This is a genomic window from Alphaproteobacteria bacterium (assembly GCA_020638555.1).
Lineage (GTDB): Bacteria > Pseudomonadota > Alphaproteobacteria > Bin95 > Bin95 > JACKII01.
The window spans coordinates 906,668-925,253 of record JACKII010000002.1 but is presented as its reverse complement, the minus strand read 5'-3'; the positions used below and the strand labels follow the sequence as shown (position 1 = coordinate 925,253).

The following is an 18,586-nucleotide window of genomic DNA, read 5'->3' as shown; positions in this document are numbered from 1 at the left end:
TGCCGCTCGCACCGGTTGGTGCGGGCGGCTTTTTTCTGGCCGGGCCCGGCGCACCGCTCCGCGGTGGCCGGGATGCTCACGGTGCGAACCGGCGGCGCGGCCCCATGCGATGCGCGCGCGTGGCCCTATTCCGCCGCCACCGCGCGATGGGCCGGCGCCGGGCGCTGGCCGCGCACCAAGCGTCCCGGCAGCGCGCCGGTGGGCTGGCCGTTCTCGTGCGTGACCTCACCCGCAACGATGGTGTAGGCGTAGCCGCTCGCGCCCTGCATCAGGCGCTTGCCGCCGGCCGGCAGGTCCTGCACCACATAGGGCGTTTCGAAGTCGAGGGCCTCCCAGTCGATCACGTTCAGATCCGCCTTCAGGCCGATGCGGACGCGGCCCCGGTCGCCGAGCCCGGCGGCGTCGGCGGTGTCGCTGGTCAGGCGGCGAACCAGTTCCGGCATCGGGAATTTGCCCTCGGCCTTGCCCCAGTGGGTCAGGAGCCAGGTCGGGAAGCCGGCATCCAGGATGAAGCCGACATGGGCGCCGCCGTCGCCGAGGCCCATGATTGCCATGTCATCGCCCAGCATCTCTTCCGAGGCCGAGAACGAGTGGCCGACATAGTTGGCGGCCGGCATGTAGACGAAATTCCGGCCGTCATTTTCCAACAGCCAGTCATAGACGACCTCCTGCGGCGTGCGCCCCTCGCGCGCGGCCACCGCGGCGGCGCTTTCGTGCGCCTTCGGCTGGTAGTCCTTGTCCCGGAACGGGAACATCCATTTGTAGCTGAGCAGGTGGATCAGCGTGAACGTGCTCTCCTTCACCGGGTCTTCGGCGAGGATCCTGGCGCGGATGGCCGGGTCGCGGAGCTTCGCGACCTTCTCCGCCAGCGGCAAATGGTTCAGCGCCTTGAAGGTGGGGCAACCGCTGAACGGCGTCTGCGTCGCCTGCAACCCCAGCAGGAAGCCGACGGCCCGCGGCGGGAACACCGGGCGGATATTCACCCCTTCCTCCGCATTGGCCTTGCGATTCATCGCCAGCACGTCGGCATAGAGGTTCGGCTGGCTGTTGATCTGCACCATGGAATAGACCAGCGGCCGGCCCGACTCCCTGGCGACCCGCTTCAACACGTCGAACGCGCCGGCCGGGTCCGACGGGGCATTCTGCGGGTCGCGGCGGGGATCGGTGATCCAATCGGTGATCGCCTCGATAAAACCGCTGCCCGCATCCTTCAGGCCATTTGCGATGCCGACGAACTCGTCGACGGGCGCGCGCATGGTCGGGATATAGGCGCCGGCCACGGTCTTATGGAACAGCGCCCGGCTGGTGGAAACGCCGAACGCGCCGGCCTTCACCGCCTCGGCGGTCAGGGCGCGCATCTGGGCAATGTCGTCGTCGTTGGCGGGCTCGAAGGCAACGGCGCGGTCGCCCATGACATAGACCCTGAGCGCGGCATGGGGCACCAGCGCACAAACGTCGACGTCACGCGGCCGGGCGGCGATGGCGTCCAGATATTCGGGGAAGGTCTCCCAGGACCATTCCAGGCCCTCGTGCATGACGGCGCCGGGAATGTCCTCGACGCCCTCCATGAGTTCGATCATTTTTTCGCGGTCTTGCGGGCGACAGGGGGCGAAGCCGACGCCGCAATTGCCCATGACCACCGTGGTGACGCCGTGCAGGGAGGACGGGGCCAGATGCGAGTCCCACACCGCCTGGGCGTCGTAATGGGTGTGGATGTCGACGAAGCCGGGCGTGACCAGCTTGCCGGCCGCGTCGATCTCCCGGGTCGCGGTGCCGGAAAGGTCCGGGGCGATGGCGGCAATCCTGCCATCCGTGATCGCGACATCGGCCGCATAGGGTTCCGCGCCGGTGCCGTCGACAACGGTGCCGTTGCGGACGATCAGGTCGTAGTGCTGGGCCATGGCTTCCTCCGTTCACATTGGGACCGACCGGACCCGCAGGCCCGTACCGGAGCGGCGATCACAAATTCCCGGCCCTGTGGGAAAGTCTCAGGCGTGGGCTCCCGCCTGCGCGGGAGAAAGGGGAATGTGAAGCATCCGGGGCCGATGATACCTGTCTACAGTATTGAAAATAATAGAATGTGTTACCGAAAGAGAAAACGCCCCGGATCGGCCGATCCGGGGCGCTCTCGTTCACCGTTTGGCGGCGCCCTATTCGGCCGCCATCGCCAGCGGCTCCGGCGCCGGGCGCTGGCCGCGGACCAGACGGCCCGGCAGCGCGCCGGTGGGCTGGCCGTTCTCGTGGGTCACCTCGCCCGAGACGATGGTGCAGGCATAGCCGCTCGCGCCCTGCATCAGGCGCTTGCCGCCGGCCGGCAGGTCCTGCACCACATAGGGCGCTTCGAAGTCGAGCGACTCCCAGTCGATCACGTTCAGGTCCGCCTTCAGGCCGACCCGGATCGCGCCACGGTCACCGAGGCCGGCGGCGCCCGCGGTGTCGCTGGTCAGGCGGCGCACCAGTTCCGGCATGGCGAACTTGCCGCTGGACTTGCCCCAATGGGTCAAGAGCCAGGTCGGGAAGCCGGCGTCGAGGATGAAGCCCATATGGGCACCGCCGTCGCCGAGGCCCATGATCGCCATCTTCTCGCCCAGGAGCTTCTCGGACGCCGACAGCGAGAAGTCGGAATAGTTGGTGATCGGCATGTAGATGAAGTTCTTGCCGTCATTCTCCAGCAGCCAGTCATAGGCCACTTCCGGCGCGCTGCGGCCGGTGCGCTTGGCGACGGCCTCGGCGCTCTGGTCCTGCTGCGGCTGGTAGTCCTTGTTGCCGAACGGGAACATGTAGCCGTAGCTCATGCGGTGGATCAGCGGGAAGGTGCTTTCCTTCACCGGGTCCTCCGACAGGATTTTGGCGCGGATCGCCGGGTCGCGCAGCTTCGCGACCTTCTCCGCCAGCGGCAGGTGGTTCAGGGTCTTGAAGGTGGGGCAGCCGCTGAAGGGGGTCTGGCTCGCCTGAAGGCCCAAAAGAATGCCGATGGCGCGCGGCGGGAACACCGGGCGGATGTTGACGCCCTCGTCCTCATAGGCCTTGCGGTTCATCTCCAGCAGGTCGCGGAAGACGTGCGGGATGCTGTTGCGCTGGGCCAGGGTATAAACCATCGGCCGACCGCTCTTCTGGGCGACGCGCTTCAGGATGCCGAACGCCTCGACCGGGTCGGGCTCCGCATTCTGGGTGTTGGGGGTGGCGTCGGTGATCCAGTCGCTGACCGCCTCCAGGAAGCCGCTGCCGGCGTCGTTCAGACCCTCGGCCAGGCCCATCAGCTCGTCCTCATAGACGCGCAGCGTCGGGATATACTCGCCGGCCAGCGTCTTGTGGCTGGTGGTGCGGCTGGTGGAGACACCGAAGGCGCCGGCCTTCACCGCCTCGGCCGTCAGGGCGCGCATCTTGGCGATATCGTCGGCGGTGGCGGGCTCGAACGCGGTGGCGCGGTCGCCCATCACGTTGACGCGGATCGCCGAGTGCGGAACCAGGGCGCAGATGTCGACGTCGTGCGGCTTGGCCTCGATCGCGTCGAGATATTCGGGGAAGCTCTCCCACTTCCACTCCAGGCCCTCGTGCATGACGGCGCCGGGGATATCCTCCACGCCTTCCATCAGCTCGATCAGCTTTTCCCGGTCCTCGGGGCGGCAGGGGGCGAAGCCGACGCCGCAATTGCCCATGACCACGGTGGTGACGCCGTGCAGGGACGACGGGGCCAGATGCGAGTCCCACACCGCCTGGGCGTCGTAATGGGTGTGGATGTCGACGAAGCCGGGGGTGACCAGCTTGCCCTTCGCGTCGATCTCCTTCGCGGCCGTGCCGGAGAGATTGGCGGCGACGGCGGCGATCCTGCCGTCCTTGACGGCGACGTCGGCGGCGAACGGCTCGGCACCCGTGCCATCCACCACCGTGCCGTTGCGCACGATCAGATCATACTCGTGGGCCATGAAATACCTCCTATCCAAGTTGGCGAGAAGAATAATGCGAAAGTTGCAAAGACGCTACGGGGAAATTGCCGAACGGTCTGACAAATCCATGCAATCATCCACCTAAACCCGGGTTATAGGCGCCTAAACCGCTGTTGGAGCGCGGGGGCGGTGCCGCGGCAAGGCGGTCGCATGGCACTGCGGACCCATGGTCTTTGCCGCGCCGCCACCGCAAATGGCCAGGGCAAGCGCGGCCCGCTCGGCCCGCTTCGCTTGACCGAACCCAACCCGATGGGAGCATCGTTACCATGAACCGGATTGCCGCCGCCCTCGTGGCCGCCACCCTGTCGCTCACCGCCGCCGGCGCCCTGGCCAGCGAAGGCCATGAACGCCTGGACGCCCAGACCGAACGAGCCATCCGCGAGAAACTCGCCGCGGACGGGTATGACGTGCGCAAGATCAAGGCCGAGGACGGCCTGTACGAAGCCTATGTGCTGAGAGACGGCAAGCGGGCGGAACTCTATCTCGACCGCGACCTGAACCTGGTGCGCACGAAGGACGCCGACTGAACCCGACCGCCATCCGGAACGCGTGCCCGCGTTTCCCGGCCGTCGCGGAGCGGCGGGCCGGGACCGGCGTCATCCTTCGAACACCGCCCCCGCCGGTGTTCGCGAGATGACACCGGCCCCGGATCGGCGCGCTGCACCGTCCGGGGTACAGATCGGCGCGCCGCCACCTCCGGGGAACAGATCGGCGCTCCGCCACCTCCGGGGAACAGATCGGCGCGCCCCGCCTCTCCCCTCCGGCTCCACAGGAACCGTCATGACCCATCGAATCCGCGTCTGGGACCCGTTCGTGCGGCTGTTCCACTGGACGCTCGTCATCTGCTTCGCCCTGAATGCGCTGCTCGTCGAAGACGAGAGCCAGTGGCATATCTGGATCGGCTATACCGTGGCCGGCCTGGTGGCCGCGCGGCTGGTCTGGGGGGTGGTCGGCAGCCGCTATGCCCGCTTTGCCAGCTTCCCCCCCAGCGTCGGCGGCGCGCTGCAACAGGCGGGCGACATCGCCAGCGGCCGGGTGCGCCCGCATGTGGGGCACACGCCGCTGGGCGCCTGGATGATCTACAACCTGCTGCTGACGCTCGCGGTGATCGCGGCCTCCGGCTATCTGATGACCACGGACGCCTTCTGGGGGCTGGAATGGCCGGAAGAACTGCACGAGGCCGCCGTCACCTGGGCCGAAATCTCGGTCGTCGCCCACATCGCCGCCGTGGTCTTTGAGTCGCGCCGCACCGGCATCAACCTTCCGCGCGCCATGGTCACGGGCTATAAGGAGACCCCCGCCGATTCCTGAGCGATGGATGGATGGCCCTTCCATTCCCGACCCGGACCCCACTGCCCTGGGCGCTGCTTCTGCTGATCGCGGCGCAGGTGTTCTGCGCCGTGTTCTTCGGCCTCGACGCGGTGACCGACCTGTTCCGCTCGGCGGAATCCTCACAGGCCGAGGGGCCGGACTGGCATCTGGCCATCGAGGGCCTGGCGGCCGTGTCGCTCTGGGCCGCCATCGCCTTCGAAGTGCGGTACGTCCTGAGCCTGCTGCGCCGCAAGGCCCAGCTGGAGCGCAATGTCTCCATCGCGTCGGCCGCGGTGCAGGACGTGATCGCGGCCGCGCTGGACGCGTGGCGCCTGACGGCGTCGGAGCGCGACGTCGCCAATCTGCTGATCAAGGGGCTCTCCATCGCCGAGATCGCCGCGGTGCGCGGCAGCGCCGAAGGCACGGTAAAGGCACATCTGAACGCGATCTACCGCAAATCCGGCGCCGGCAATCGCGGCGACCTGCTGAGCCTGATCATCGACCAGTTGCTGGAGCATGATGCCGGCACGGCGACCGACGCGGTCCGCACCCATGGCGCATCGGCCAACGCCGCACCCGAGCGTCGGGACCGCGCGGCGGTCTGACGAAAGGCCCCGCCGATCGCACGGCCATGAATGAACCGAGCGGCGCCTTGTTGCCCACACGCAACAGCTACTGAATTATGTCTTCACCACCGCATCGGCGCAATTTTGCCTCGATGGAAATCCTATTAGGATACCGTCATCCAAAGGGCGTTCTGCAAGGCAAGGGGAAGCCCTGACGCGATGGGTGAGATAGCCGATGAGGCGGAGTTGTTTCGGCACGGCGGGTTTGCTGGCGATAGGAGCCGGCGCCTTGATTCCGGGTGCGGCGGCGGGCCAGTCGCTCGATGAGATGCGACGCATGCTGTTGCAGCAGCAGCAAATGATCGAACAGATGCAGCGCCAGCAGCAACAATTGCAGCAGAAATTCGACGAGACCCTGACCAAGTACAACCAGTTACAGGCCAAAACCGATCAGGTTGCCAAGGCTACCGAAGCGGCGTCAACCCAGTCGAAAACCGTCACCAACGGCAATGAGCGCGTCAAGATTGCGCTCAGCGGCCATATCAACCGCATGGTCACCGTGGCCAACGACGGAGAAGCGACGGACTTCTATAACGTCGACAACAACAATTCTTCGTCGCGCGTGCGCGTGGTCGGCACCGCCAAGGTGGACGACAAAATGTCGTTCGGCACGGTGCTGGAGGTTGCACTCCAGTCGAACAGTTCCGGCAAGGTCAGCCAGAACGACCAGGATCTGGGCAGCTTCACCTTCGAGGGCCGCAAGGTCGAAGCCTATTTCCAGCACGACGATTACGGACGCCTGACCATCGGCCAGGGCAGCACCGCCAGCGACAACACGGCGGAGGTGGACCTGTCGGGAACGAGCGTGATCCAGTACGCCTTCCTTGAGGGCCAGGCCGGCGGCCTCCAATTCTACGACAAGAAGAGCGGCGCCTATGGCCCGAGCATCGGCACGGTCTTCGACGATTTCGACGGCAACAGCCGCACCAGCCGGCTGCGATACGACACGCCGCGATTCGGTGACAAAACGGCGAGTATCGGCTTTGCCGGCGATGTCGCGTCCGACCGGCGCTGGAGCGTGGCCTCCACGGGCAGGCTGGACCTCGACGACGTCAGGGCCGAAGCGGCGGTCGCCTTCTCCGAGCGCCATTCCGGCACCGACGCCCAGCGGCTGGACGGGTCGGTTTCGGTGCTGCACAAGCCCACCGGCTTGAGCCTGACCGTATCCAGCGGCCAGGATTTCCGCGACGGTTCGAACAGCGACGATGCCTGGGGCGTCTATGGCAAACTCGGTTGGATGGCGCGGGACCTGGTGTCGATCGGACCGACCGCGTTCAGCCTCGACTACGCCTATAACGAGAACGTGAATCCGCAAGCCGGAACCGACAGCGAGGCCCAATCGGCCGGCTTTGCCGTGGTGCAGAACTGGGCCGAATACGGCGTGGAATTCTATGCCGGCTATCGCTGGCACACGCTGGACGAGACCAATGCCGACTATGAGGACATCCACGTCGTCTCGGTCGGCACCCGCGTGAAATTCTGACGGTCATGGCCGCATGACACACACAGACGGTCATGGGCGCATGACACACACAAACGCCTCGCCCCTGTCCGGTCGGGCCCGGGCGCTTGTTCTGGCGCTGGGCCTGGCGCTGGCGGCCTGTAGCGGCGTCCAGACCCAACCGCCGGACCCGGACTCCCAGGACCACCGGGGCGTTCCCAAAGGCCCCGGCGTCCTGTCCGGCCAATCCGGCGAGTGGGTGATCCTGTCGAAATAGGTCCGCTTTGCCGGCGGCGGCGGGCGCGGGCGGGAGGCAGCGCAAGACCGCATTCGGTACTGGTTGCCCCCTCTCCTGCCCCATCTCCCGCGCAAGCGGGAGCCCATGCCTGAGGGTTTCTCACAGGACAAGGAGTCTGTATTGCTCTCTCGGGCATGGGGCCCCGCTTCCGCGAGGACAGGGAAGATGGGGTGGTGAACCGGCGGAAAAAGAACTCGCGCTACCCGTCCAGGAAGGGCAGCACCGCCTGGCAGAAGGCTTTCGGTTGCTGGCGGAACATGCTGTGGCCGGCGTTGGGAATCATCGCGACTTGCGCGCCCGGCACGTGCGCCGACAGCGCCTTGAGGACGATCGGCAGCATGCCGGTGGTGTCGGCGCCGCCGACGAACAGGGTCGGCACGGCCAGGGCCTCGGCCTCCGCCCGGGTGAAGGGCTGGCGGCCCTCGTTCACCTGGGCCAGCAGGGTGTAGACATTGTCCTCGCGCATCATCCGGTCCGCGGCGGCGAGATTGTCCCACGAGCCGGGGCCGTTGATGCCATCGATGAAGACACGGAGCCCGCCTTCCACGTCGCCCGCCGCGATCCTCTCCGAGGCGGCGGCCACATGCGCGCGCGAGCCGGCGCCGGGCGGGAGGCTTTTGGCTTCCTCCGGCAACAGCGAGTCGTCGAGCGTGCCGCCGGGCTCGGCCAGCACCAGACGCCGCAACAGGTCCGGCCGCTTCGAGGCGAGACGGAAGCCCAGATGCCCGCCGCGGCTATGGCCGATCAGGTCGACCGGCCCCAGGGCCAGATGGTCGAGGAAGGCGATCACGTCCTCGACATGCTGGGCCATGGTGAACCGGCCGCCCTGCCCGTCCCAGTGCTCCGGAAAATAGTGGCGCAGGCTCGGCATGATCAGGCGGCGGCCGGCGGACAGCGGCCCCATTACCGGCACCCAGGCGCGGAAATCGTTGAGCGAGCCGTGCACGCAGACCAGCGGCGGCCGCCCGCCCTCCGCCTGTCCCAGATCGAGATAGGCCATGGCGTAATCGTTGATGCGTGCGGTTTTCATGAGGCGCCCTCCGGCAGGCATTCGGTTGCGTTGGCGGTGCTTTTACCATGGCCCTGCGGCCTTTGTCCGCTGGCGCGGCGGACAATCGCGCCTTGATCCGGCGCGCGCGTCCTTCCTAGACTGCATACGACAAAAGTCGAAACCCGCCTATGGAATAAGGAACCAGCCCCATGGATGTTGGCTTGCAGATGGTTTTCGCCACCTATGGCTGCCCGCCCGGCGTCACCGACCAGCAATGCTGGGACGAGGAACTGGCCATCGCCGAAATCGCCGCGGAAGGCGGGTTCGACTGCCTCTGGGCCGTGGAGCACCACGACGACGACTACTCGTTCTGCCCCGACAATCTGCAATTGATGAGCTATCTGGCGGCGAAATATCCGCAGATCGACGTCGGCACCGCGGCGGTGATCCTGCCCTGGAACGACCCGCTGCGCGTCGCGGAAAAGGTCTCCATGCTGGACCATTTCTGCAACGGCCGCCTGCGCTTCGGCATCGGCCGCGGCCTGGCCCGGCGCGAGTTCAACATTTTCCGCACCAGCATGGACGAAAGCCGCACCCGGTTCGACGAGGCGGCCAAGATGATCGTCGAGGCGCTGGAGACCGGCTTCATCGAGGGCGACGGCCCGCACTACAAGCAGCCGCGCGCCGAACTGCGGCCGCGGCCGCGCTTCCCGATCCGGAACCGGCTCTATGCCGTCGCCTCCAGCGACGATTCCGTGGTTTCGGCGGCGAAGATCGCGGCGCGCATGGTCATGTTCTCCGACCGGCCGTGGGAAAGCCGCCTGCCGGCGATCGAGCGCCACCGCCAACTGTTCCAGGAAATGCACGGCCGCAAGGCGCCGCCGCCGCTGATGGCCGATTTCTGCGTCTGCACGCCGACCATGGACGGCGCGCGGGAGAAGGCGCGGGATTGGATGGGCAAGTTCGTGATGTCGAATTTCGACCATTACGAACTGCTGGGCGAGCATTTCGCCACCGTCAAAGGCTATGACGCCTATGCCGCCAAGATCGCCACGGCGAAGGAAATCGGCATGGACGGCATTATCGACGGCTTCATGTCCGCCAGCGTCTGGGGCACGCCGGACCACATCCTGCGCATGCTGGAAGAGCGCCGGAAACTGGTCGGCGACTACGAACTGGCCACCAGCTTCCGCTTCGGCGGCATCCCGTTCGAGGCCGCCAAGACCGGCCTCGAACTCTATATCAAGGAAGTGCTGCCGGTGGTGAAGTCGTGGAAGGTGGAGGACGAACTCTCCGCCACCCGCATGGCGGCCGAGTAAGGGGCGAGCCTCCGCTTCCCCTGCCCGGCCGGGAAGTTCAGGCCCGGGTGCCCCTCACGGAGTGGGAACTGCGTGAGAGGCACCCGGGCATGGGCCCCCGCCTGCGCGGGGGCGGTGGGAGAGGGATGCACGGGCGACGCGTCCGCGTCGTGCGGATCAGGGGCCGTCGGCAGTGGATACCCTGAGGGTACAGCGCCGCCGGGGGCGGGTGTCGGTCAGGAGGCGTATTCGACCAGGGTCGTCACCGGCACGTCCAGCCGCTTGCGACCTTCGAGAAAGGTCAGTTCGATGATGGTGGCAGCGCCCACCACTTCCGCGCCCACCTTGCGGAACAGGTCGACCGCCGCGGCCATGGTGCCGCCCGTTGCCAGCAGGTCGTCCAGGATCACCACGCGCTGCCCCGGCTGCACGGCGTCCTTCTGGATCTCGATCGTATCGCTGCCGTATTCCAGGTCATAGGAATAGCGTACGGTCTCGCCCGGCAGCTTGCCTTGCTTGCGCACCATGGTGAAGCCGCAGCCGAGCGCCAGCGCCAGCGGGGCGGCGACCAGGAAGCCGCGGCTTTCGATGCCGGCCAGCACGTCCGGCTCATAAGGCGTCAGGTGCGCCGCCAGCTGGTAGACCGTGTGGCGCCACGCCTTCGGCTCGGCCAGAAGCGTCGAGATGTCGTAGAACAGGATGCCCGGCTTCGGGAAATCCGGGATGCCGCGAATATGCTCTTTCAGGTCCATCGCTTGCAAAGGCTCCTGGCTGGCGGTTGAAAGCGGCGCGACCATAGCGAAACCGCATTTTGGGCGCTAGGTATAGGGAAAACCCCCGTTCGGAGAGTTTCCCATGCCGAGCCACGTCTTCCATCGCTCGCTCGCCTCGCCGCCGCTGACCGCGGTCGCCGCCGAGGGCGCTTTCATTTTCGACAACCAGGGCAAGCGCTATCTGGACGCGTCGGGCGGCGCCGCGGTCTCGTGCCTGGGGCACAGCCACCCCAAGGTGGTGGAGGCGATCCGCGAACAGATCGGCCGGCTGGATTACGCCCACACCGGCTTCTTCACCAACACGGCACAGGAAGCCCTGGCGGACGACCTGATCGCTCACGCGCCCGCCAACATGGCCCGCGCCTTTTTCGTCTCCGGCGGGTCGGAGGCGATCGAAAGCGCGATCAAGATGGCGCGGCAATACTGGCTGGAAAAGGGCGAGCCGCAGCGCACCCGCATCATCGCGCGGCGCCAGAGCTATCACGGCAACACGCTGGGGGCGCTGGCGGTCGGCGGCAACATGGCGAGGCGCGCGCCCTATGCGCCGCTGCTCTCCGACGCCATGAGCCATATCGCGCCCTGCTACGCCTATCGCGACCGGCGGGACGGCGAAAGCGAGGCCGACTATGGCCGCCGCGCCGCCGACGAGTTGGAAGCGGAAATCCAGCGCCTGGGGCCGGAGACGGTGGCGGCCTTCGTCGCCGAGCCGGTGGTGGGCGCGACCCTGGGCTCGGCGCCGGCGGTGCCGGGCTATTTCCGGCGCATCCGCGAGATCTGCGACGCCCACGGCGTGCTGTTCGTCGCCGACGAGGTGATGAGCGGCATGGGCCGCTGCGGCACGCTCTATGCGCTGGAGCATGACGGCGTGCAGGCGGACCTGATCGTCATGGCCAAGGGGCTGGGCGGCGGCTTCCAGCCGATCGGCTGCGTGCTGGCCTCGGACGCGGTGGTGGAGGCCTATCGCCTGGGCTCGGGCGCCTTCACCCATGGCCACACCTATATGGGCCACCCGGTCGCCTGCGCCGCCGGCCTGGCCGTGCAGCAGGTGCTGCGCGAGGAAGGGCTGGTCGAGCATGTGCGCAACAACGGCCCACGCCTCGAAGCCCTGTTGCAGGAGCGGTTCGGCAACCACGCCCATGTGGGCGACATCCGTGGCCGCGGCTATTTCTGGAGCCTGGAATTCGTCGCCGACCGCGCCTCCAAGGCAGCGTTCGACCCGGCGGAGAAACGCCATGTCCGCCTGGGGCAGGAGGCGCTGGCGCGCGGCCTGATCTGCTATCCCATGGGCGGCACCATCGACGGCGTGCAGGGCGACCATGTCACCCTGGCGCCGCCCTACAATGCCAGCGACCGCGAACTGGAACTGGCCGTGACCCTACTGGGTGAAGCGGTGGATGCGTCGATCGACGTATAAGACAAAACTATCAATACACTCTCGGAAACCTTATTCTCCCATCCGACACTCTTGCCACAATTATAATGGGAGAACGGTACATGAAGTGGACACTTGGATTTGCGGCGCTGGCGCTGGCCGGCAGTCTGGCCTTCCCGGCGCAGGCGGAACAGCAGTTCATCTCCATCGGCACCGGTGGCGTTACCGGCGTCTATTACCCGACTGGTGGCGCCATTTGTCGGATGGTCAACAAGGGCCGCAAGGAGCACGGCATCCGCTGCTCGGCCGAAAGCACCGGCGGGTCGATCTACAACATCAACACCGTGCGGGCGGGCGAGCTGGAATTCGGCGTGGCGCAGTCGGACTGGCAGTATCACGCCTATCACGGCACCTCGAAATTCGCGGAACAGGGGCCGTTCACGGACGAGCGCTCGGTGTTCAGCGTTCACGCGGAGCCGGTCACCATGCTGGCGCGCGCCGACAGCGGCATCAAGAACATCCACGACGCCAAGGGCAAGCGGGTCAATATCGGCAATGCCGGCAGCGGCACCCGCGGCACCTGGGAGGTGCTGGAGCAAGCCATGGGCTGGCAGCGCAGCGACCTGGCGCTGGCGGCCGAGCTGAAATCGGCCGAGACCGGGCAGGCGCTTTGCGACAACAAGATCGACGCCTATTTCTGGCTGGTGGGCCATCCGTCCGCGCTGACCCAGGAAACCGTGTCGAGCTGCGACGCGAAGCTGGTGAACGTGACCGGCCCGGACATCGACAAGCTGGTGGCCGACAACGCGTTCTATCGCCATGCGATCATTCCGGGCGGCATGTACAGCGGCAACCCGGAGGACATCCACACCTTCGGCGTCGGCGCGACCTTCATCACCTCGGCCAAGGTGCCGGACAATGTGGTCTATGTGGTCGTCAAGGCGGTGTTCGACAATTTCGACGACTTCAAGAAGCTGCACCCGGCCTTCGCCAACCTGAAGCCGGAAGAAATGATCAAGGACAGCCTGTCCGCTCCGCTGCACCCGGGCGCGATCAAGTATTACAAGGAACGCGGCTGGATGTAGCCGTTTCGGGCCCCCGGATTCGGACGCCGTTCGGATCCGCGGAGCGCTCGGACTCTCGACCCCGGACGGCCCGCTGGGCTTTCCGGGGATCATCGGTTTAACGCTTTGACCCTGTCGGGAGAGCGCCCATGAGCGGCCAGCACAGCACCCAAGCCGACCTCGAAGACCTGGTGGCGGCCACCGACACCGGCGGCCGGCAGCCGCTGGGGTGGCAGGCCAAGGCCCTGGCCGGGATCGCGCTGCTCTGGTCGCTGTTCCAGATCTATTACGCCTCCAACATCCCATTTTTCCTGACCGACCTGACCGGCTGGAACGTGACGCTGAACAGCGACTCGGCCCGGTCGATCCATCTGAGTTTCGCCATGGTGCTGGCGGCGCTGTCCTACCCGCTCACCCCCCGGTCGCCGCGGGACCGCATCCCGCTTTACGACTGGGGCCTGGCGGCGCTGGGCGTCGCCGCCTGCATGTATATGGTGGTGTTCTCCGACGACATCGCCGGTCGCGCCGGCCTGCCGACCACCGCCGACCTGGTCATGTCGACCATCGGCATGGCGCTGCTGCTGCTGCTCGCCTATCGCACGCTGGGCCTGCCGATGGTGCTGGTGGGCGTGGTGTTCCTGCTCTACGTCTTTTTCGGCGACAGCCCGATCCTGCCGGACGTGATGCAGTGGAAGGGAGCCTCCTACAACAAGGCGATGTGGCATTTCTGGATGCAGACCGAGGGCGTGTTCGGCATAGCGCTCGGCGTATCCACCTCCATGATCTTCCTGTTCGTGCTGTTCGGCGCGCTGCTGGAGAAGGCCGGTGCGGGCCATTATTTCGTCCAGGTCTCGTTCGCGTTGCTGGGCCATCTGCGCGGCGGACCGGCCAAGGCGGCGGTGCTGTCGTCGGCGCTGACCGGCGTGGTCAGCGGTTCCTCCATCGCCAACACGGTGACGACCGGCACCTTCACCATTCCGCTGATGCGCCGGGTCGGCTTCTCGCGCGAGAAGGCCGGCGCGGTCGAGGTCGCCTCCAGCGTCAACGGCCAGTTGATGCCGCCGGTGATGGGCGCGGCCGCCTTCCTGATGGTCGAATATGTGGGCATCTCGTACAATGAGGTGATCCGCCATGCGGTGCTGCCGGCCATCATCTCCTATCTGGCGCTGGTCTATATCGTCCATCTGGAGGCCTGCAAGGCGGGCATGACCGGCCTGCCGAAGCCCGGCGCGGACCGGCCGCTGCTGCGCCGCCTGATGGGGCTGGTCGGCGGCTTCGGCGTGTTCGGCGGCGCCTGCGCGGTCATCTACTATGTGCTGGAATGGGCCAAGCTGGCCTTCGGCGACGCCACGTTCTGGGTGGTGCTGGCCCTGTTCGCGGCCGCCTATATCGGCCTGCTTTTGATCGCGGCGATGCGGCCGGACCTGGAACTGGACGACCCGAACGCGCCCATCGTCTCGCTGCCGGAGACGCTGCCGACGGCGCTGACCGGGCTCTATTACCTGCTGCCGCTGGTAGTGCTGGTCTGGTGCCTGATGATCGAGCGCTTTTCGCCCGGCCTCTCGGCCTTCTGGGCCATGGTGGCGATGGTGGCGATCCTGCTGACCCACCGCATGCTGAAGAGCATGTTCCGCGGCGCCGTCAACATTCCGGACGACATGGGCCTGGGCTTCCGCGACATGATCGACGGGCTGATCGCCGGCGCCCGCAACATGACCGGCATCGCGCTGGCGACCGCGGTCGCCGGCATCATCGTCGGCACGATCAGCCTGACCGGCATGCAGCAGATCATGGGCGAGCTGATCGAGTATCTCGCCGGCGGCTCGCTGATGGCGATGCTGGTGCTGGTGGCGGTGCTGTCGATCGTCCTCGGCATGGGCCTGCCGACGACGGCGAACTATATCGTCGTCTCGTCGCTGATGGCCTTCGTCATCGTCGATGTCGGCGCCCAGAACGGCCTGATCGTGCCGCTGATTGCGGTGCACATGTTCGTGTTCTATTTCGGCATCATGGCCGACGTGACCCCGCCGGTCGGCCTGGCCTCGTTCGCAGCGGCGGCGATTTCCGGCGGCGACCCGCTCAAGACCGGCTTCACGGCGTTCTACTACTCGCTGCGCACGGTGCTGCTGCCCTTCCTCTTCATCTTCAACACCGACCTGCTGCTGATCAATGTCGGCTGGCTGGAAGGCATTTTCGTCTTCCTGGTGGCGCTGGCGGCGATGCTACTGTTTGCGGCTTCGACCCAGGGCTGGTTCCTGGTGCGCTCGCGCCTGTGGGAGAGCGTCGCGCTGGCGCTGGTCGCCTTCACCCTGTTCCGGCCGGGCTACTGGCTGGACCAGTGGCAGGACCCGTTCGATACCCGACCGGGAACGGAGGTGCTGGCCGCGGCCGAGGCGGCGCCGGCGGGCAGCGACCTGCGCATGGTGGTGAAGGGCGAGGACCTGGACGGCAAGATCCAGGAGAAGACCGTGAACTTCTTCATGGGCGACGCCGCACCGGGAGCCGAGCGCCTGATGCGCGACGCCGGCATCGCCGTGCGGCTGGAAGACGGCAAGGCGCTGATCGACGACCTGGCGTTCGGCGGCCCGGCCGAGAAGGCCAAGATCGACTTCGACTGGGAGGTGGTGAACGTCCAGACGCCCGCCGAACGCTGGCCGAAAGAGGTGTTCTACCTGCCGGCGCTGCTGTTGCTGGCCGCGGTCGTGCTGGCGCAATGGGCGCGGCGCGACGAACGCCAGGGGTAACGGAAGGCTTTCCGCGCGCGAGTTTGGGTTCCCCGACGGTGCGGAGCGCCGATGTTCCCCGGACGGTGCGGAGCGCCGATGTTCCCCGGACGGTGCGGAGCGCCGATCCGGGGCCGGTCAGCGACGTGCGAACACCGGCGGCGGCGATGTTCGAAGGATGACACCGGTCCCGGCCCACCGCTCCGCGGCGGCCGGGAAACGCCCTATCGCGAGTGGGGGATGGCTCTGTCCCCCGGCGCGGGCCTACCGGTCGGGTGCGAGGCAGCCGACCAGCGCATTCGCCATGGTGCGGAGGGTCCCCTCATAGGCCATGGGGCCGGCCGGGACCGCGGTGCCGAGCGGGTCGAGCACGGCAACGCGCAAGCCGGTGTCGCGGGCGAGGCTCAGCAGTGCGCGGTCCGAGAACTGGGGCTCGCGGAAGGCACAGACGGCAGCGGTCTCGGCGAGATGCCGGTGCAACTCGGCCAGATGGCGGGCGCTCGCTCCCTGCTCCGGCGTCAGGACGAGGGTGCCGGCCTGGTGTAGGCCGAAGGCCGCGATGAAATAGTTGTAGGCCGGATGGAACACGACGAACGGCCGCTCGCCCACGGGGGCGAGTTCCGCCGCCAGCGCCGTTTCCAAAGCCGCCAGACGCCCGTCGAGCGCGGCGGCGTTCCGCGCGAGGCGCTCCGGCTGGCCGAGCGGGACGAACACCTCGGCCAGATACCGGGCCATGGCGCGGGCATTGGCGGGTGAAAGCCACATGTGCGGGTCGACCGCATCCGCGCCGCCATGGTCGCCGTGCCCATGGTCCCCGTGCCCATGATCCCCGTGGCCATGGTCATCGTGGCCATGGTCATCGTGGTCGTCGTCCTCGCTCAGCGGCAGGCGTTGCAGGCCGGGTGTTTCCGCCAGCAGACCGACCACGCGGACCCGATCCGGCAGCACGGCCAGGGAGCGGGTGAGAAAACTCTCCAGTTCCGGCCCGACCCAGACGACGACGCGGGCGTCCTCCAAGGCGCGCCGCTCAGACGGTCGCAGGGCGTAGGTGTGCGGCGAGGCGGTGCCGTGGAGCAACAGCACCGGCTCGGCTATGCCGTCCAGCAAGGCCGCCGCCAGGCCATAAATCGGCTTGATCGAGACGACGACCGACCGGGGCTCGGCCGCGGCGGGCGCGGCCCAGACCCAGAGCGCCAATAGCGCCAGCAGCGCGCGCCTCATGGCTGCTGCTCCAGGCCGACCGCGGCCAGGGCCTCGGCCTGGCGGCGGGCCAGGGCCGCGCTGTCGAAATCGCCCACCAGATCGTGGAACAGCCGGTACCAGTTGATTTCCGCTTTCAAATGCATGAACACGCTTCCCAGGCCGATGGCGGCCCGATCCATCAGTACAAATTCCCGCGGCGGCCGGACGCCGCCAAGCTTTCGTAACTCGGTATGGACCTTGTCCGCAACCCTGGCGCCGTAATGGCCGCTCTCGCTTTCCTGGATTTTCTGCACCTTGTCCTGCATCAGCGGCGCATAGATGAACTCGGCCCAGAGGTTGAGGACGCGGATCAACTCCTTGGACGGGTTTTCGAATCCCCAGGTCTCGTAGGCGTGGACGGCCAAGGCCTCGTCGCGGTCGCGGATCGCCTTGTAGAGGTCGATCACGCCAGCGACGAAGGGCGGCGAGAACACGCGAATGCAGCCGAAATCCAGCAGGTTGACGCTGTTGTCCTCGCGCACCGTGTAATTGCCGAGATGCGGGTCGCCATGGATGATGCCGTAGTCGTAGAACGGCACATACCAGGCGCGGAACATGTTGTGGGCGATGCGGTTGCACTCCTCCGCCGGGCGTTGCGCGGCTTCCAGCAGCGGCACGCCATCGAGCCAGGTCATGGTCAGCAGGCGGCGGGTGGAGAGTTCCTCCACCGGCTCCGGCACGTGCACGCCCGGCTCGTTCGCCAGCATGCGGCGGTAGAGGCGCATCTGCTTCGCCTCGCGCTCGTAGTCCAGTTCCTCGCGCAGGCGGGCGGCGACTTCCTCGTAGATGTTCTCGGTCTGGATCGCCTTGTCGAAGCGGGAATAGAGCGAGAAGATCAGGCGCAACTGGCCGAGATCGGCCTCGACCACGCTGGCCATGTCCGGGTATTGCAGCTTGCAGGCGACGGCGCGGCCGTCGTGGAGGCGGGCCTTGTGCACCTGGCCGAGGCTGGCGGCGTGCGCGGCCTGTTCGCCGAAGTCGGCGAAGCGCTCCTGCCAGCCATGGCCGAGCTGGCCGGTCATGCGCCGGCGCACGAACAGCCAGTCCATCGGCGGCGCGTTGGCCTGCAACTGGCGCAGTTCCTCGGCGTATTCCTTGGGCAGGGCGTCGGGGATGGAGGCGAGGATCTGCGCCACCTTCATCAACGGCCCTTTGAGGCCGCCCAGCGCCTTGCGCAGGGTCTGGGCGTGGCGCTCCCGGTCCATTTTCAGGCCGAGATAATGCTCACCCGCCACCTTGGCCGCCAGACTGCCCACGGTGCGCGACGTGCCGACATACCGGCGCGCGCGGCGGGAAAAACGGGAGGCTTCGTCGTCAGCGGTCATGGGTGGGGCTCTGGGGTTGCGGAGGGGCATTGGTAGGGGAGTTCGGCGGCTTCCCCACCCGCTTCCCCGTCCCGAACTTGATTCGGGACCCATGCCGGAGAGCGTATGACAGGCAATGAATCTTGATAGATACTCTCAGGCATGGGCCCTGAAACGAGTTCAGGGCGGCGGATGG

The 18,586-nt window shown here is 67.0% G+C and carries 15 protein-coding genes; 9 read left to right on the top strand and 6 right to left on the bottom strand.

Annotated elements, in window-relative coordinates; all coding sequences use genetic code 11:
- Positions 1–125: 125 nt before the first annotated feature.
- Positions 126–1,901 (bottom strand): amidohydrolase family protein, encoded by a 1,776-nt coding sequence (locus tag H6844_10155; protein ID MCB9929761.1) that lies wholly within the window; start codon positions 1,899–1,901, stop codon positions 126–128.
- Positions 1,902–2,150: 249 nt separating this feature from the next.
- A complete protein-coding gene (locus tag H6844_10150; GenBank protein MCB9929760.1) occupies positions 2,151–3,926 on the bottom strand; it encodes an amidohydrolase family protein in 1,776 nt (591 codons plus the stop codon).
- Between the two features lie 287 nt (positions 3,927–4,213).
- On the opposite strand from H6844_10150, the gene H6844_10145 reads away from it, so the two are divergent.
- From H6844_10145 to H6844_10125, 5 genes are all read left to right on the top strand, one after another.
- A complete protein-coding gene (locus H6844_10145) occupies positions 4,214–4,474 on the top strand; it encodes a PepSY domain-containing protein (protein ID MCB9929759.1) in 261 nt (86 codons plus the stop codon).
- A 253-nt stretch (positions 4,475–4,727) separates the two neighbouring features.
- Entirely contained in the window at positions 4,728–5,258 is a 531-nt protein-coding gene (locus tag H6844_10140) for a cytochrome b/b6 domain-containing protein (protein ID MCB9929758.1), read from the top strand.
- An 11-nt stretch (positions 5,259–5,269) separates the two neighbouring features.
- Positions 5,270–5,863: a helix-turn-helix transcriptional regulator gene (locus H6844_10135; protein MCB9929757.1), complete on the top strand. Its 594-nt coding sequence runs from the start codon at positions 5,270–5,272 to the stop codon at positions 5,861–5,863.
- Between the two features lie 250 nt (positions 5,864–6,113).
- Positions 6,114–7,367 (top strand): hypothetical protein, encoded by a 1,254-nt coding sequence (locus tag H6844_10130; protein ID MCB9929756.1) that lies wholly within the window; start codon positions 6,114–6,116, stop codon positions 7,365–7,367.
- 40 nt (positions 7,368–7,407) lie between these two features.
- On the top strand, positions 7,408–7,602 hold the full coding sequence (locus H6844_10125; protein MCB9929755.1) for a hypothetical protein: 195 nt from the start codon (positions 7,408–7,410) through the stop codon (positions 7,600–7,602).
- 220 nt (positions 7,603–7,822) lie between these two features.
- Here H6844_10125 and H6844_10120 read toward each other — a convergent pair whose 3' ends face one another.
- Positions 7,823–8,653 carry an alpha/beta hydrolase gene (locus H6844_10120; GenBank protein MCB9929754.1) on the bottom strand — a complete coding sequence of 277 codons (831 nt, stop codon included), beginning with the start codon at positions 8,651–8,653 and terminating at the stop codon, positions 7,823–7,825.
- 170 nt (positions 8,654–8,823) lie between these two features.
- Here H6844_10120 and H6844_10115 point away from each other — a divergent pair, with 170 nt between their 5' ends.
- On the top strand, positions 8,824–9,933 hold the full coding sequence (locus H6844_10115; GenBank protein ID MCB9929753.1) for an LLM class flavin-dependent oxidoreductase: 1,110 nt from the start codon (positions 8,824–8,826) through the stop codon (positions 9,931–9,933).
- Between the two features lie 215 nt (positions 9,934–10,148).
- Here H6844_10115 and H6844_10110 read toward each other — a convergent pair whose 3' ends face one another.
- On the bottom strand, positions 10,149–10,664 hold the full coding sequence (locus H6844_10110) for an adenine phosphoribosyltransferase (GenBank protein ID MCB9929752.1): 516 nt from the start codon (positions 10,662–10,664) through the stop codon (positions 10,149–10,151).
- 103 nt (positions 10,665–10,767) lie between these two features.
- Between H6844_10110 and H6844_10105 the strand changes: the two genes are divergently transcribed.
- The 3 genes from H6844_10105 to H6844_10095 all read left to right on the top strand — a co-directional run bounded on the left by H6844_10105 (position 10,768) and on the right by H6844_10095 (position 15,865).
- Positions 10,768–12,099: an aspartate aminotransferase family protein gene (locus H6844_10105; protein MCB9929751.1), complete on the top strand. Its 1,332-nt coding sequence runs from the start codon at positions 10,768–10,770 to the stop codon at positions 12,097–12,099.
- Between the two features lie 80 nt (positions 12,100–12,179).
- A complete protein-coding gene (locus tag H6844_10100) occupies positions 12,180–13,142 on the top strand; it encodes a TAXI family TRAP transporter solute-binding subunit (protein MCB9929750.1) in 963 nt (320 codons plus the stop codon).
- A 128-nt stretch (positions 13,143–13,270) separates the two neighbouring features.
- Positions 13,271–15,865: a TRAP transporter permease gene (locus H6844_10095; GenBank protein MCB9929749.1), complete on the top strand. Its 2,595-nt coding sequence runs from the start codon at positions 13,271–13,273 to the stop codon at positions 15,863–15,865.
- A 243-nt stretch (positions 15,866–16,108) separates the two neighbouring features.
- Here H6844_10095 and H6844_10090 read toward each other — a convergent pair whose 3' ends face one another.
- The gene (locus H6844_10090) at positions 16,109–17,065 is read right to left on the bottom strand and encodes a zinc ABC transporter substrate-binding protein (protein MCB9929748.1); all 957 of its coding nucleotides are present in this window, start codon (positions 17,063–17,065) and stop codon (positions 16,109–16,111) included.
- A complete protein-coding gene (locus H6844_10085; protein ID MCB9929747.1) occupies positions 17,062–18,411 on the bottom strand; it encodes an AarF/ABC1/UbiB kinase family protein in 1,350 nt (449 codons plus the stop codon). Before H6844_10085 ends, H6844_10090 begins: the two co-directional genes overlap by 4 nt.
- Between the last annotated feature and the right edge of the window lie 175 nt (positions 18,412–18,586).

What these genes read in the sequence shown, in the direction of transcription:
- H6844_10105 (MCB9929751.1), top strand. Translation starts at nt 10,768, where the DNA reads ATGCCGAGCCACGTCTTCCATCGCTCGCTCGCCTCGCCGCCGCTGACC.
- H6844_10085 (MCB9929747.1), bottom strand. Translation starts at nt 18,411, where the DNA reads ATGACCGCTGACGACGAAGCCTCCCGTTTTTCCCGCCGCGCGCGCCGG.
- H6844_10100 (MCB9929750.1), top strand. Translation starts at nt 12,180, where the DNA reads ATGAAGTGGACACTTGGATTTGCGGCGCTGGCGCTGGCCGGCAGTCTG.
- H6844_10115 (MCB9929753.1), top strand. Translation starts at nt 8,824, where the DNA reads ATGGATGTTGGCTTGCAGATGGTTTTCGCCACCTATGGCTGCCCGCCC.
- H6844_10095 (MCB9929749.1), top strand. Translation starts at nt 13,271, where the DNA reads ATGAGCGGCCAGCACAGCACCCAAGCCGACCTCGAAGACCTGGTGGCG.
- H6844_10135 (MCB9929757.1), top strand. Translation starts at nt 5,270, where the DNA reads ATGGCCCTTCCATTCCCGACCCGGACCCCACTGCCCTGGGCGCTGCTT.
- H6844_10090 (MCB9929748.1), bottom strand. Translation starts at nt 17,065, where the DNA reads ATGAGGCGCGCGCTGCTGGCGCTATTGGCGCTCTGGGTCTGGGCCGCG.
- H6844_10155 (MCB9929761.1), bottom strand. Translation starts at nt 1,901, where the DNA reads ATGGCCCAGCACTACGACCTGATCGTCCGCAACGGCACCGTTGTCGAC.
- H6844_10110 (MCB9929752.1), bottom strand. Translation starts at nt 10,664, where the DNA reads ATGGACCTGAAAGAGCATATTCGCGGCATCCCGGATTTCCCGAAGCCG.
- H6844_10125 (MCB9929755.1), top strand. Translation starts at nt 7,408, where the DNA reads ATGACACACACAAACGCCTCGCCCCTGTCCGGTCGGGCCCGGGCGCTT.
- H6844_10140 (MCB9929758.1), top strand. Translation starts at nt 4,728, where the DNA reads ATGACCCATCGAATCCGCGTCTGGGACCCGTTCGTGCGGCTGTTCCAC.
- H6844_10120 (MCB9929754.1), bottom strand. Translation starts at nt 8,653, where the DNA reads ATGAAAACCGCACGCATCAACGATTACGCCATGGCCTATCTCGATCTG.
- H6844_10145 (MCB9929759.1), top strand. Translation starts at nt 4,214, where the DNA reads ATGAACCGGATTGCCGCCGCCCTCGTGGCCGCCACCCTGTCGCTCACC.
- H6844_10150 (MCB9929760.1), bottom strand. Translation starts at nt 3,926, where the DNA reads ATGGCCCACGAGTATGATCTGATCGTGCGCAACGGCACGGTGGTGGAT.